The sequence below is a fragment of the Roseateles sp. GW821-FHT03B02 genome (genome assembly GCF_059421025.1).
This window is the reverse complement of sequence record NZ_JBWKUV010000002.1, coordinates 1-13399: the sequence shown is the minus strand read 5'-3', so window position 1 is coordinate 13399 and position 13399 is coordinate 1. Positions and strand designations below refer to the sequence as shown.

The window sequence follows — 13399 nt, the reverse complement described above, 5'->3', positions numbered from 1 at the left end:
GTCGTCTTCACAGTTTGAGCCGCCCCCATAGCCAGCCGGTCTTGTAGCCGGCCAGGGTGGCGATGGATTGTTGATGGATGTAGGGCAGGCGGCCACCCCAGCCGAAGAGGCGATCGCGCAGCCAGGGCGCGACGACCGCGTGGGACTGGAACATCGGCGTCAGGCCCTTGCTGGCCTGGCCGTAGAAGCGCAGGTGGGCGCGGCGGCGGCGGGTGTAGCGCTCGAAGACCCGCGGCCAGTCAACGCCGCCCAGCTCGGCCGCAAGCTCATGGGCATCGATCAGCGCCATATTGGCGCCCTGCCCCAGCTGCGGGCTCATGCCGTGGGCGCAGTCGCCGATGGCCAGCACGCGGCCGTCGTGCCAACGCTGCATCCAGACATCGGCATAGCGCGCCTCGCGCAGCTGGGCCGCCTCGGTCAGCCCGGCGAGCAGCGGCGCGACGCCGGGAAAGAGCCCGGTCATCTGCTGCTTGAGCCGATCCAGCCCGAGGCGCTGCTGCCAGCCCTCCAGCTCGGCGACGGGCAGGCTCCAGAACAAGTTGATGCCACGCTGGCCGTCCTCGCGCGCCGCCTTGCCGACGGGCATAAGGCCCAGCATCTGCGAGGCCGAGCGGAAGCGCTGGCGCAGCTCGATCTCCGCTAAGCCCTCGGGCGCCGGCAGCACCGTCCAGACGGCGCCCCAGGGGAAGAGGCGCGCATGCTGGGCCACCTTCATGCCCTCACGCAGCCGCGAAAAGCTGCCGTTGGCGAGGATGAGGGCCGCATGCCGGGCCGCGGCGCCGCCGGCCAGTTTCAGCGACACGCCCTCGGCATCCTGCTCGAAGCCCCCCACCGCCGCACCACGGTGCCAGCGGATACCGAGCGCACGCACCCGCGACCACAGCAGATTCATCAGGGCACCGCGCTGCAAGCCCAGCCCGTAAGCCTCGGGGTGGAAGCGCCGGTAGCTCATGTCCAGAACCGTGCGGCCGGCGGGCGTATCGCCAAACAGCCGGTCCACACGCCGGCCCAGCGCCAGTGCCTCGTTCAGCAGGCCCATCGTGGCCAGCACGCGCTGCCCGGTGGGCTGCAGCAGCAGGCCTGCGCCGATGGGCCGCGGCTCGGGCACGGCCTCGTAGAGGTCAACCTCGACCCCGCGTTCCGCCAGGCGGATGGCCGCCGCGGCGCCGGCAACGCCCGCGCCGACGATGGCGACCGACCGTTCAGGCAAAGCGCAGGATGGGCTGGTCCACCGCCAGGCTCTCGCCCGGCTTGGCCAGCACCTCGGCCACCGTCACGTCCTGCTGGGCGGTGAGGATGTTCTCCATCTTCATCGCCTCGATGACGGCCAGCCGCTCGCCGGCCTGCACGGTCTGGCCCACCTGGGCGGCCAGGTGCACCAGCAGGCCCGGCATGGGCGACAGCAGCAGCTTGGAGGTATCAGGCGGCGCCTTGTAGGGCATCAGCGCCTGCAACTCGGCCGCGCGCGGGCTCAGCACGGTCAGCTCCATCGAGCGGCCGCCGTGCTGAACGCGGTAGGCCAGCGGGTTCTTGGCCGTGCCGCGCTCGGCCTGGGCCGTGAAGGCCAGCCCGTTGACGGTGCCGGCGATGCGCACGTCGTTCAGGCGCGAGCGGCTGACGATGCGGAAATCCTTGCCGCCCACCTGCACCCGCGCCTCGCCCAGCGCACCGGCGAACTCGGTGATGCGAAGCGCGTGCGGCTCGCTGCGGCCGCCGCCCAGGTTCACCACCGCCACGTAGTCGTGCTCGATCTGCACCTCATGCCCCGGCAACTGGCCGCTGATGCCGGCCTCGCGCTCGCGCGCCTTGCGGCGGATGAAGCCGGCCAGTGCGACGAGGAACAGCGGGTCATCGTGCGGCACATCCTCGGCCCGGAAGCCGTCGGCGTAGTGCTTGGCGATGAAGCCGGTGTTGAAGTTGCCAGTGCCGAAATCCGGGTGGGCCAGCAGCGCCGCCTGGAAGGGGATGTTGCTGGACACGCCGCGGATGACGAAGCCGTTGAGCGCCTCGCGCATCTTGGCAATGGCCTCATTGCGGTCCTTCCCGTGCACGATGAGCTTGGCGATCATCGAGTCGTAGAACATCGGGATCTCGCCGCCTTCGTAGACGCCGGTGTCCACGCGCACGCCGAAGCGCGTCGGCTCGGCCTGCACCATGCTCGCCTCGGGCGGCTGGTAGCGCACCAGGCGGCCGGTGGAGGGCAGGAAGTTGCGGAAGGGGTCTTCCGCGTTGATGCGGCACTCGATGGCCCAGCCGTCGCGCTTGATGTCGGCCTGCGTAAAGCCCAGCGGCTCGCCGGCGGCCACGCGGATCATCTGCTCGACAAGGTCCAGCCCCGTGATGCACTCAGTGACCGGGTGCTCCACCTGGAGCCGCGTGTTCATCTCCAGGAAGTAGAAGTCCTGGTCCTTGCCGACGACGAACTCCACCGTGCCGGCGCTCTGGTACTTGACGGCCTTGGCCAGCGCCACGGCCTGCTCGCCCATGGCCTTGCGGGTGGCCTCGCTGATGAAGGGCGACGGCGCCTCCTCGATGACCTTCTGGTGGCGGCGCTGGATGGAGCACTCGCGCTCGTGCAGGTAGACGACGTTGCCCTGCGAATCGCCCAGCACCTGGATCTCGATGTGCCGCGGCTGCTCGACGAACTTCTCCATGAAGACGCGGTCGTCGCCGAAGCTGTTGCGCGCCTCGTTGCGGCAGGAGCTGAAACCCTCGAAGCATTCCTTGTCGTTGAAGGCCACGCGCAGGCCCTTGCCACCGCCGCCGGCGCTGGCCTTGATCATGACCGGGTAGCCGATGCGCTGGGCGATCTGCACCGCCTCTTCAGGCGAAAGGATAGGCTCGTTGTGGCCAGGGATGGTGCTGACCTTGGCCTCGTTGGCCAGCTTCTTGGAGGCGATCTTGTCGCCCATGGCCGCGATGCTGTAGTGCTTGGGGCCGATGAAGGCGATGCCCTCCTCCTCGCAGCGGCGGGCGAAGTCTTCGTTCTCGCTCAGGAAGCCGTAACCCGGGTGCAGGGCCTGGGCGCCCGTCTGCTTGCAGGCGGCAATGATCTTGTCGGCCACGAGGTAGCTCTCGCGCGAGGGCGCCGGGCCCAGCAGCACGGCCTCGTCGGCCAGCTCCACGTGGCGCGCGTCCTTGTCGGCCTCGGAGTAGACGGCCACGGTCTTGATGCCCATCTTGCGGGCGGTGGCGATGACGCGGCAGGCGATTTCGCCCCGGTTGGCGATCAGAATTTTCTTGAACATGTTCTTCTCTCCTGTCGGCGTCAGAGCGGGATGTTCCCGTGCTTGCGCCACGGGTTCTCGAGCTTCTTGTCCTTCAGCATCGCCAGCGACCGGCAGATGCGCTTGCGCGTCTCGTGCGGCTGGATGACGTCGTCGATGAAACCGCGCGCGCCGGCGACGAAGGGATTGGCGAAGCGGGCCTTGTACTCGGCCTCCCGCTCGGCCAGCTTGGCGGGGTCCTTCTTGTCCTCGCGGAAGATGATCTCCACCGCGCCCTTGGCGCCCATCACCGCGATCTCAGCATTGGGCCAGGCGAAGTTCACGTCGCCGCGCAGATGCTTGGAGGCCATCACGTCGTAGGCGCCGCCATAGGCCTTGCGGGTGATGACGGTGATCTTGGGCACCGTGGCCTCGGCGTAGGCGTAGAGCAGCTTGGCGCCGTGCTTGATGATGCCGCCGTACTCCTGCGAGGTGCCGGGCATGAAGCCGGGCACGTCGACGAAGGTGATGACGGGGATGTGGAAGGCATCGCAGAAGCGCACGAAGCGCGCGGCCTTGATGCTGCTCTTGATGTCCAGGCAGCCGGCCAGCACCAGTGGCTGGTTGGCGACGATGCCTACCGTCTGGCCTTCCATGCGCGCGAAGCCGGTGACGATGTTCTTGGCGTAGTCGGGCTGCAGCTCGAAGAAGTCGCCGTCGTCCACGACCTTGAGGATCAGCTCCTTGATGTCGTAGGGCTTGTTGGCGTTGTCGGGCACCAGCGTGTCCAGCGACATGTCCAGCCGCGCGGCCGGATCGCCGCTGGGGCGCACGGGCGCCTTTTCGCGGTTGGACAGCGGCAGGTAGTTGAAGAAGCGGCGCAGCATCAAGAGTGCCTCGACATCGTTCTCGAACGACAGGTCGGCCACGCCGCTGCGGGTGTTGTGGGTGGTGGCGCCGCCCAGCTCCTCGGCGGTCACTTCCTCGTGCGTCACCGTCTTCACGACCTCGGGGCCGGTGACGAACATGTAGCTGCTGTCCTTCACCATGAAGATGAAGTCCGTCATGGCCGGCGAATACACCGCGCCGCCAGCGCAGGGGCCCATGATCATGCTGATCTGCGGCACGACGCCCGAGGCCATCACGTTGCGCTGGAACACGTCGGCATAACCGCCCAGCGACGCGACACCTTCCTGGATGCGCGCACCACCCGAATCGTTCAGGCCGATGACCGGGGCACCGACCTTCATGGCCTGGTCCATCACCTTGCAGATCTTCTCGGCGTGGGCTTCGGAGAGCGCGCCGCCAAAGACGGTGAAGTCCTGGCTGAAGGCGAAGGCCAGGCGGCCGTTGATCATGCCGTAGCCGGTCACGACGCCGTCGCCGGGGATCTTGTTGTCGGCCATGCCGAAGTCCACGCAGCGGTGCTCGACGAACATGTCCCATTCCTCGAAGCTGCCTTCGTCGAACAGCAGCTCCAGCCGCTCACGGGCGGTCAGCTTGCCCTTGGCGTGCTGCGCGGCGATGCGCTTCTCGCCACCGCCCAGGCGCGCAAGGGCGCGCTTGGCTTCGAGTGCTTGCAGGATGTCATGCATGGTGGTGAACCTTCAGAACGGGAAGTTGATCTCCACGCCATTGCCGGCGGGATCGGAGAAGAAGAACTGGTGCTGGCCGGTCACGGGCGAGCGGCTTTCGTGGAAGCGCACGCCCAGCGCAGCCAGATGCGCGGCCATGGCGGCGGCGTCGGTGCCGGCAAAGGCGGTGTGGTCGTAGGTCGTCGGTGCAGCGGGGTCGACCGGGCCGCGGCGCGGCTCGCTCGGCCTTTGAGTGGACAGATGCACGATAGGGTGTCCACCCGCGTAGAGCCAGAAGCCCTCGCTGTCGAAAGCCGGGCGCGGGCCGACTTCGAGGCCCAGCACGTCGCGGTAGAAGTCGCGCAGCGTGGCCAGCAGTTCGGCCGGGGCGCGCAGGTTGATGTGGTGCAGGCCGGTGATCATGCGTGGCTCCGAAAGGTGGCGAGCAGTTGGCGGGCCGCCGTGGAAGCCGGCACGCGACCCTCCCGCACGGCCACGCTGGCGGCGTCGAGCTGGGCGTGGACGCCGGGGTGGGCGACGAAGGCCTGCTTCAGCCCGGACTGGATGCGCTCCCACATCCATGCCAGCGACTGCTCGCGGCGTTTGGCGGCCCAGGCGCCGCTGCCCTCTCGCTCGGCGCGCAGCGCGGTCAGCGCATCCCAGACCGGGGCAATGCCGTCAGACTTCAGCGCGCTGACCTTCATCACCCGCTGCGCAGCATGGGCATGCGTGGGCATCAGCCGCAGCGCGGAGGTGATCTGCGCCTGGGCGCGCGTGGCGGCGGCATCGTCGATGTCAGCCTTGTTGATGACGACCAGATCGGCCAGCTCCATGACGCCTTTCTTGATCGCCTGCAGGTCGTCGCCCGCGTTGGGCAGCTGCAGCAGCAGGTAGAGGTCGGTCATGCCGGCCACGGCGGTCTCGCTCTGGCCCACGCCCACGGTCTCGACGATGACGACATCGTAGCCCGCCGCCTCGCACAGAAGCAGGGCCTCACGCGTCTTCTCGGCCACGCCGCCCAGCGTGCCGCTGCTGGGGCTGGGCCGGATGAAGGCGCGCGTGTCCATGGAGAGCTTTTCCATGCGCGTCTTGTCGCCCAGGATGGCGCCGCCGGAAACGCTGCTGGAGGGGTCGATGGTCAGCACCGCGACGCGGTGGCCCTGTTCCAGCAGGAAGACACCCAAGGCCTCGATGAAGGTGCTCTTGCCCACACCCGGCACGCCGGAAATTCCCAGCCGCAGCGCGCGGCCGGTGGCGGGCATCAGCTCGGTCAGCAGCGCGTCGGCCTGCTCGCGGTGGTCGGCCCGGGTGGACTCGATCAGCGTGATGGCCTTGGCCAGCGCGCGGCGCTCGCCGGCTTGAAGGGGCGCGGCGAGGTTCAAGCAACCTCCCAGCGGTATTCGATGTCGAAGTCCTGTTCCTCGACGACCCGGAAGCCGTGGCGCCGATAGAAGTCGTTGGCGCGGCTTTCCTTCAGGGCCGCCAGCGTGATCGGCAGGCCGCGGGCCTTGAGGCTGTCCAGCACCCAGGCGCCGTGGCCCTGCCCTTGGTGGCCGGGCTTGATGTAGAGATGGTGCAGGCGCAGTTCGCCCTCGCGCGGCTCGACGGTAAAGAAGCCGACGCGCTCGCCGTCCACGACGACGTGCTGCATCCACTCGGGCCGAAACTGGCTTTTCAGCCGCGCCCGCGCCACGGCGGGATCGAAGCGGCCCAGCCGCTCCAGGCTTTCACGCAGTGCCTCGATACGCAAGGCCAGCATGGCTTCGAAGTCCGCGTCGGCGATCGGTTCGAGCGTCAAGGTCAAGCAGCCACTCCGGCGAGCTGAGTCTTGATCGCCTCCAGCACGCCCTTGGCGCTGGCCGGGATAGGCGTGCCCGGGCCGTAGATGCCCTTGACGCCCGCGTCGTACAGGAAGCCGTAGTCCTGCTGCGGGATGACGCCGCCGACGAAGACGACGATGTCGTCCGCGCCCTGCTTCTTCAACTCAGCAATGATGGCCGGCACCAGCGTCTTGTGGCCGGCAGCCAGCGTGGACACGCCTACCGCGTGCACGTCGTTCTCGATGGCCTGGCGGGCACACTCCTCGGGGGTCTGGAACAGCGGGCCGATGTCCACGTCAAAGCCCAGGTCGGCAAACGCGCTGGCCACCACCTTGGCACCGCGGTCATGGCCGTCCTGGCCGAGCTTGGCGATCATCACGCGCGGCCGGCGGCCTTGGCTTTCACCGAAGGCGGCGATCTCACCCTGCAGCTTGGCCCAGCCCTCGGCCGAGTCGTAGGCCGCTGCATAGACGCCGCTGACCTTGTGCGTGTCGGCGCGGTGGCGGCCGAACACGGCTTCCAGCGCGTCGGACACCTCGCCCACCGTCGCCCGCAGACGCATCGCTTCGATGGACAGTTCCAGCAGGTTGCCCTCGCCGTTTTCGGCGGCGCGGGTCAGCGCGCCCAGGGCGGACTGCACGGCGGCCGTATCGCGCGTGGCCTTGATCTTCTTCAGCCGTTCGATCTGGGCCTCGCGCACCTTGACGTTGTCAACCTCGAGGATCTCGACCGGGTCTTCCTTGGCCAGCTTGTACTTGTTGACGCCGACGATGACATCGGCGCCGGAGTCGATGCGCGCCTGCTTCTCGGCCGCGCTGGCCTCGATCTTGAGCTTGGCCCAGCCCGAGTCCACCGCCTTGATCATGCCGCCCTGGGCGTTGACCTCTTCGATGATTTCCCAGGCCTTGTCGGCCATGTCCTGGGTGAGCTTCTCCATCATGTAACTGCCGGCCCAGGGGTCGACGACGCTGGTGATGTGAGTCTCTTCCTGGATGATGAGCTGCGTGTTGCGCGCGATGCGGCTGCTGAACTCGGTGGGCAGCGCGATGGCCTCGTCCAGCGAGTTGGTGTGCAGGCTCTGTGTGCCGCCGAACACGGCCGCCATGGCCTCCACGGTGGTGCGCACCACGTTGTTGTACGGGTCCTGCTCGGTCAGGCTCCAGCCGGAGGTCTGGCAGTGGGTGCGCAGCATCAGGCTCTTGGGGTTGGTGGCGCCGAAGCCCTTCATGATGCGGCACCACAGCAGTCGTGCCGCGCGCATCTTGGCGATCTCGAGATAGAAGTTCATCCCGATGGCCCAGAAGAAGCTAAGGCGCGGCGCAAAGTCGTCCACGCTCAGCCCCTTGGCCATGGCCGTCTTTACGTATTCCTGGCCGTCGGCCAGCGTGAAGGCGAGTTCCAGCGCCTGGTTGGCGCCCGCCTCCTGCATGTGATAGCCGGAGATGGAGATGGAGTTGAACTTGGGCATGGCCCGCGCCGTGTACTCGATGATGTCGCCGACGATGCGCATCGACGGTTCCGGCGGGTAGATGTAGGTGTTGCGGACCATGAACTCCTTGAGGATGTCGTTCTGGATGGTCCCGGCCAGTTGCTGCTGGCCCACGCCCTGCTCTTCCGCAGCCACCACATAGCCGGCCAGCACCGGCAGCACGGCACCGTTCATGGTCATGGAGACCGACACCTTGTCCAGTGGGATACCGTCGAACAGGATCTTCATGTCCTCCACCGAGTCGATGGCCACGCCGGCCTTGCCGACGTCGCCGGTCACGCGCGGGTGGTCGCTGTCATAGCCGCGGTGGGTGGCCAGGTCAAAGGCCACCGACACGCCCTGCCCGCCGGCGGCGAGCGCCTTGCGGTAGAAGGCATTGCTCTCCTCGGCGGTGGAGAAGCCGGCGTATTGGCGGATCGTCCAGGGCCGGGCGGCGTACATCGTGGCCTGCGGGCCGCGCAGGAAGGGCTCGAAGCCGGGCAGCGTGTCGGCGTGCGGCAGGCCGGCGGTATCGGCCGCGGTGTAAAGCGGCTTGACGGTCAGCCCTTCGGGCGTGACCCAGTTCAGCGCGGCCACGTCTGCTCCCGGGGCGGACTTGGCGGCGGCCTTGTTCCACTGCTCCAGCGTGGCGGTCTTGAACTCCGGGGCGCCCCCGGCGCGGCTCGCATCCGACATCGAAACTCTCCTGTAACTGGATCGTCATCTTAGCCGACCCGTGATTCATAATTATGAATTCAGAATCGCTACACTGAGCTGACAAACCCGCCAGCCATGCCCGACCAGTCCGCCGCCCCCCTCGCCTCCACGGCTCTCTACGAGCAGGTGGCCGACCGGCTGCGCCAGCGCATCCTGGCGCGGGAGATGGAGCCGGGCGGCTGGATCGACGAGCTCAAGCTCTGCGGCGAGCTGGGCATCAGCCGCACGCCACTGCGCGAGGCGCTGAAGGTGCTGGCCGCCGAGGGCCTGGTGACGATGAAGCTGCGCCGCGGCGCCTACGTGACCGAGATGAGCGAGCGGGACGTGCGGGAAGCCTACCAACTGCTCTCGCTTCTCGAAAGTGACGCCGCGGCGGAAGTCGCCACCCGGGCGACCGACGCTGAGCTGGCCGAGCTGAGCGGGCTGCACCGCGCGTTGGAAGAGGCCCTGCAAGAACCCGAAACCTCGCGGGACGCCTTCTTCGCCGCCAACGAGCGCTTCCATTTGCGCGTGCTGGAGATCGACGGCAATCGCTGGCGGCTGCAGATCGTCGGCGACCTGCGCCGGCTGATGAAGCTCAACCGCCACCACTCCCTGTTCAGGGAGGGGCGGCTGGAGGAGTCGCTGGAGGAGCACCGCGCCATCGTCAAGGCCTTGCTGTCGCGGGATGCGACGGCCTGCCGGGCGCTCGTCACGGCCCATTTCTGTAACGGGCTGAGCGCCACGCAGACAGCTGCCTGAAGGCAAATGGGGCGGCCGTGAAGTGCCACCGAAAGCCCCGCCTTATCGGCGCGTGAACTTCACATCCCGTTACTAGCATCGCGTTGCTGGGTAAACCGCCCCCTGTTCCGGCTGGAACCGGTCGAGGCTGTGCCGCCCAACTCGTGCCGCCAGGGGCGATTTGAGACTTTCTCCCTCAAGTCAAGCCGGGGCGGCCCGATAACCGATCGAAGCACTTGAAATCTAGGGATACGTTCGCCTGCGAAAACCGCGGGTTTCCCCGGATCAAAAGCGCTGCGGGCAGCGCCACGGGTCGTGCGGCGTCGCCGGCAGAACAACAGATTGCGCCCAGCGTCGAGGGCACTCATTCGACGCATGGCCAACACCTCTCACCAGGCGCTGGCCCTCAGCACAGCAGGTAAAGCACATGGCAAGCATCGTCCCCTTCATCCCGGTTTCGCGCATTCCCGGCCTGACGACGACCACCATCCGGGACTTCACGACCGAGGACTGGGCTGCCTTCAGCACCGACCAGCTGATCGCCCTCACCACGACGCAGGCCGCTGTGATCACCTCCAGCGGCCTTTCCGTGTTGAGCAGCGACCAGTTGCGTGCCTTCCAGACCGAGGACCTGCGCGCCATCTCCACCGCCTCCATCGGCGGCTTCAGCTCCGACCAGATCGGCGTGCTGACGACCGACCAGGTCCAGGCCTTCGGTACCGCCCAGATCGGCCAACTCAGCAGCACCCAGCTGGCCGGCCTGAACGCCGCCGACATGGTGGCCCTGACCTCGGCCCAGGTCGGTGCGCTGAACGCCACGCAGGCCAAGAGCTTCTCGACCGACCAACTTTCCTCGCTCGAAGCCGCGGACATCAAGTTCCTGACGACGGCGGCCTTGCGGGCACTGTCCAGCACCCAGCTGGACGGCCTGACCAGCGACCAGTTGCGCGCCCTGACCTCCACGCAGATCACCGCCCTGACCACCGCCCAGGTCAGCACGCTGAACACGGATGACCTCAACGTCCTGACGTCGGACCAGTTCAACAGACTCACCACCAGCCAGGTCCAGGCACTGACGACCGGCCAGCTCAGCCACCTGGCCACCGACAGCCTCAACGCGTTGGGCTCCGCCCAGTTCGCCACGCTGTCCTCGGCCCAGTTCGCTTCGCTGACCTCCGACCAGCTCTCCAGGCTGGAGACCGGCGACCTGCGCGCCGTGACGACCAACGCGCTGCGCGGCCTCAGCTCCGACCAGATCCAATCGCTCACCTCCGACGAGGTCGGCAGCCTGTCCACGGCCCAGATCGCCGCGCTGACTAACAGCCAGGTGCAGGGCCTGACGGCCGGCGACATGGCAGCCCTGAGCACCAGCCAGGTCGCCGTGCTGAGCACAGGCCAGGTGGCGGCCCTGTCCACCGATCAACTGGCAGCCATCGAAGCCGCCGACATCAAGGCGCTGTCCACGGGCGCGCTGCGCAGCCTGAGCAGCACCCAGCTGGACGGTCTGACCAGCGACCAGTTACGCGCCCTCACGTCCGCCCAGATCAGCGCACTGACCACGGGCCAGGTCAGCACGCTGAACACCGACGACCTGAACAGCCTCACCTCCGACCAGTTCAACAAGCTGTCGACCAGCCAGGTCCAGTCGCTGACCACGGCACAGCTGAGCGCGCTGACGACCGACAACCTCAACGCGATGGGCACCGCCCAGTTCGCGGCCCTGTCCTCGGCCCAGTTCGGCGCCCTGACCACCGACCAGCTCTCCAGGCTGGAGACGGCCGACCTGCGCGCCGTCACCACCAACGCGCTGCGCGGCCTGAGCTCCGACCAGATCCAGACGCTGAGCTCCGATGAGGTCGCCAACCTCACCACGGCACAGATCGCCACGCTGACGACGTCCCAGGTCAAGGGCCTGACCACTGCCGACATGGCGGCCCTGTCCACGGCGCAGGTTGCCGCCTTGAGCTCGGCCCAGGTGGCGGGCCTCGGCACCGACCAGCTCGCGGCCATCGAGACCGGCGACATCCGCTCCCTGAGCACCGCGGCCCTGCGCGCGCTGACCAGCACCCAGCTGGACGGTTTCACAAGCGACCAGCTGCGCGCGCTGTCCTCCGCCCAGATCAACGCCCTAAGCACGGACCAGGTCCGCACGCTGAACACCGACGACCTCAACAGCCTGGCGTCGGACCAGTTCAACAAGCTGTCCACCGCCCAGGTCCAGGCGCTGACGACAGCCCAACTGAGCAGCCTGACGACCGACAGCCTCAACGCCATGGGCTCGTCGCAGTTCGCCACGCTGTCTTCGGCCCAGTTCGGCGCGCTGACGACCGACCAGCTCTCGCACATGGAGACCGCCGACCTGCGCGCAGTCACGACGGGCGCCCTGCGCGGCCTGACGTCGGACCAGATACAGGCGCTGAGCTCCGACACGGTTGCCGCCCTGTCCACGGCCCAGATCGCCGCCCTCACCACCGGCCAGATGCAAGGCCTCACGACGGCGGACATCGTCGCCCTCGGCTCGGCCCAGATCGGCACGCTCAACGCCGCCCAGGTCGGTGCGCTCAACAGCGACCAGCTCGCGGCCATCGACGCTGCCGACATGAAATCGCTGTCTACGGCCGCGCTGCGCGGACTGACCAGCACCCAGCTCGACAGCCTGACCAGCGACCAGCTGCGCGCACTCAGCTCCGGCCAGATCACCGCGCTGACGACGGACCAGATCCGCACGCTGAACACGGACGACCTCAACAGCCTCTCGTCCGACCAGTTCAACAAGCTCACGACCGCCCAGGTCGCGGCGCTGACGACCGACCAGCTCAGCCACCTGACGACCGACAGCCTCAACGCGATGGGCTCCAGCCAGTTCGCCACGCTGTCGTCGGCGCAGTTCAGCGCCCTGACCACCGACCAGCTCTCCAAGCTGGAAACGGCCGACCTGCGCGCGGTCACGACCACCGCCCTGCGCGGCCTGTCTTCCGACCAGATCAACGCTCTGGCGTCCGACGAAGTCGGCGCGCTGACGACGGCTCAGGTCAGCGCCCTGTCCACCGGCCAGCTTCAAGGCTTCACCACCGGTGACATGGTGGCCCTCACCAGCGCGCAGATCGGCGCACTGAGCTCCGGCCAGGTCGGCGCCTTCAGCAGCGACCAGCTCGCCGCCATCGAGACCGCCGACATCCGCGTCATCAGCACCGCCGCCATCCGCGGCCTCACCAGCACCCAGCTGGACGGCCTGACCAGCGACCAGCTTCGCGCCCTCACCTCCTCGCAGATCCAGGCGCTCACCACGGGCCAGGTCAGCACGCTGAACACGGACGACCTCAACGCCCTGGCCTCCGACCAGTTCAACAAGCTCACCACCGGCCAAGTCCAGGCGCTGACGACAGGGCAGCTCAACCACCTGACCACCGACAGCCTCAACGCGCTGGGCACCGCCCAGTTCGCCGCGCTGTCCTCGGGTCAGTTCGCCGCATTGACGTCGGACCAGCTCGCCAAGCTGGAGACGGCCGACCTGCGCGCCGTGACAACCAACGCGCTGCGCGGCCTCAGCTCCGACCAGATCCAATCGCTCACCTCCGACGAGGTCGGCAGCCTGAGCACCGCCCAGGTCGGTGCGCTGACCGTCACCCAGGTCCCGGGCCTGACCACCGGTGACATGGTGGCTCTGGGCTCCGCCCAGGTCGCCGTGCTGAGCTCGGCCCAGGCTGCGGCGCTGAGCACGGATCAGCTCGCCGCCATCGAGGCCGCCGACATCAAGTCGATCACGACCTCGACGCTTCGCGCCCTCTCCAGCACCCAGCTCGACGGCCTGACCAGCGACCAGCTGCGCGCCTTGTCCTCCGGCCAGGTCCAGGCATTGACGACGGCCCAGGTCAGCACGCTCAACACGGACGA

At 67.9% G+C, this 13399-nt stretch carries 9 protein-coding genes; 2 read left to right on the top strand and 7 right to left on the bottom strand.

Features of this window, described 5'->3' with window-relative positions; all coding sequences use genetic code 11:
* Positions 1 to 7: 7 nt before the first annotated feature.
* Genes AC07VX_RS06270 through scpA form a run of 7 tightly spaced genes read right to left on the bottom strand, consistent with a single transcriptional unit; the run spans position 8 to position 8764 of the window.
* A complete protein-coding gene (locus tag AC07VX_RS06270; protein WP_493163865.1) occupies positions 8 to 1210 on the bottom strand; it encodes an FAD-dependent oxidoreductase in 1203 nt (400 codons plus the stop codon).
* Positions 1203 to 3248 (bottom strand): acetyl-CoA carboxylase biotin carboxylase subunit, encoded by a 2046-nt coding sequence (gene accC / locus AC07VX_RS06265; RefSeq protein ID WP_493163864.1) that lies wholly within the window; start codon positions 3246 to 3248, stop codon positions 1203 to 1205. The genes AC07VX_RS06270 and accC overlap by 8 nt, the downstream gene beginning before the upstream one ends.
* A gap of 20 nt (positions 3249 to 3268) precedes the next feature.
* Positions 3269 to 4801 carry an acyl-CoA carboxylase subunit beta gene (locus AC07VX_RS06260; protein ID WP_493163863.1) on the bottom strand — a complete coding sequence of 511 codons (1533 nt, stop codon included), beginning with the start codon at positions 4799 to 4801 and terminating at the stop codon, positions 3269 to 3271.
* A gap of 12 nt (positions 4802 to 4813) precedes the next feature.
* Positions 4814 to 5203, bottom strand: a complete 390-nt coding sequence (locus AC07VX_RS06255; protein ID WP_493163862.1) for a VOC family protein — start codon at positions 5201 to 5203, stop codon at positions 4814 to 4816.
* Positions 5200 to 6162: a methylmalonyl Co-A mutase-associated GTPase MeaB gene (meaB, locus tag AC07VX_RS06250; RefSeq protein WP_493163861.1), complete on the bottom strand. Its 963-nt coding sequence runs from the start codon at positions 6160 to 6162 to the stop codon at positions 5200 to 5202. Before meaB ends, AC07VX_RS06255 begins: the two co-directional genes overlap by 4 nt.
* Positions 6159 to 6584 carry a GNAT family N-acetyltransferase gene (locus tag AC07VX_RS06245; RefSeq protein WP_493163860.1) on the bottom strand — a complete coding sequence of 142 codons (426 nt, stop codon included), beginning with the start codon at positions 6582 to 6584 and terminating at the stop codon, positions 6159 to 6161. Before AC07VX_RS06245 ends, meaB begins: the two co-directional genes overlap by 4 nt.
* Positions 6581 to 8764, bottom strand: a complete 2184-nt coding sequence (scpA, locus tag AC07VX_RS06240; protein ID WP_493163859.1) for a methylmalonyl-CoA mutase — start codon at positions 8762 to 8764, stop codon at positions 6581 to 6583. Before scpA ends, AC07VX_RS06245 begins: the two co-directional genes overlap by 4 nt.
* A 96-nt stretch (positions 8765 to 8860) precedes the next feature.
* Here scpA and AC07VX_RS06235 point away from each other — a divergent pair, with 96 nt between their 5' ends.
* Together AC07VX_RS06235 and AC07VX_RS06230 are read left to right on the top strand one after the other, a co-directional pair.
* Entirely contained in the window at positions 8861 to 9526 is a 666-nt protein-coding gene (locus AC07VX_RS06235; protein WP_493163858.1) for a GntR family transcriptional regulator, read from the top strand.
* Positions 9527 to 9932: 406 nt separating this feature from the next.
* The coding region (locus AC07VX_RS06230) for a beta strand repeat-containing protein (protein WP_493163857.1) at positions 9933 to 13399 on the top strand (3467 nt) is incomplete at its 3' end.

Bases quoted from the DNA above. Each gene is read 5' to 3' on its own strand.
- AC07VX_RS06260 (WP_493163863.1), bottom strand. From the start codon at position 4,801: ATGCATGACATCCTGCAAGCACTCGAAGCCAAGCGCGCCCTTGCGCGC.
- accC (WP_493163864.1), bottom strand. From the start codon at position 3,248: ATGTTCAAGAAAATTCTGATCGCCAACCGGGGCGAAATCGCCTGCCGC.
- AC07VX_RS06235 (WP_493163858.1), top strand. From the start codon at position 8,861: ATGCCCGACCAGTCCGCCGCCCCCCTCGCCTCCACGGCTCTCTACGAG.
- scpA (WP_493163859.1), bottom strand. From the start codon at position 8,764: ATGTCGGATGCGAGCCGCGCCGGGGGCGCCCCGGAGTTCAAGACCGCC.
- AC07VX_RS06255 (WP_493163862.1), bottom strand. From the start codon at position 5,203: ATGATCACCGGCCTGCACCACATCAACCTGCGCGCCCCGGCCGAACTG.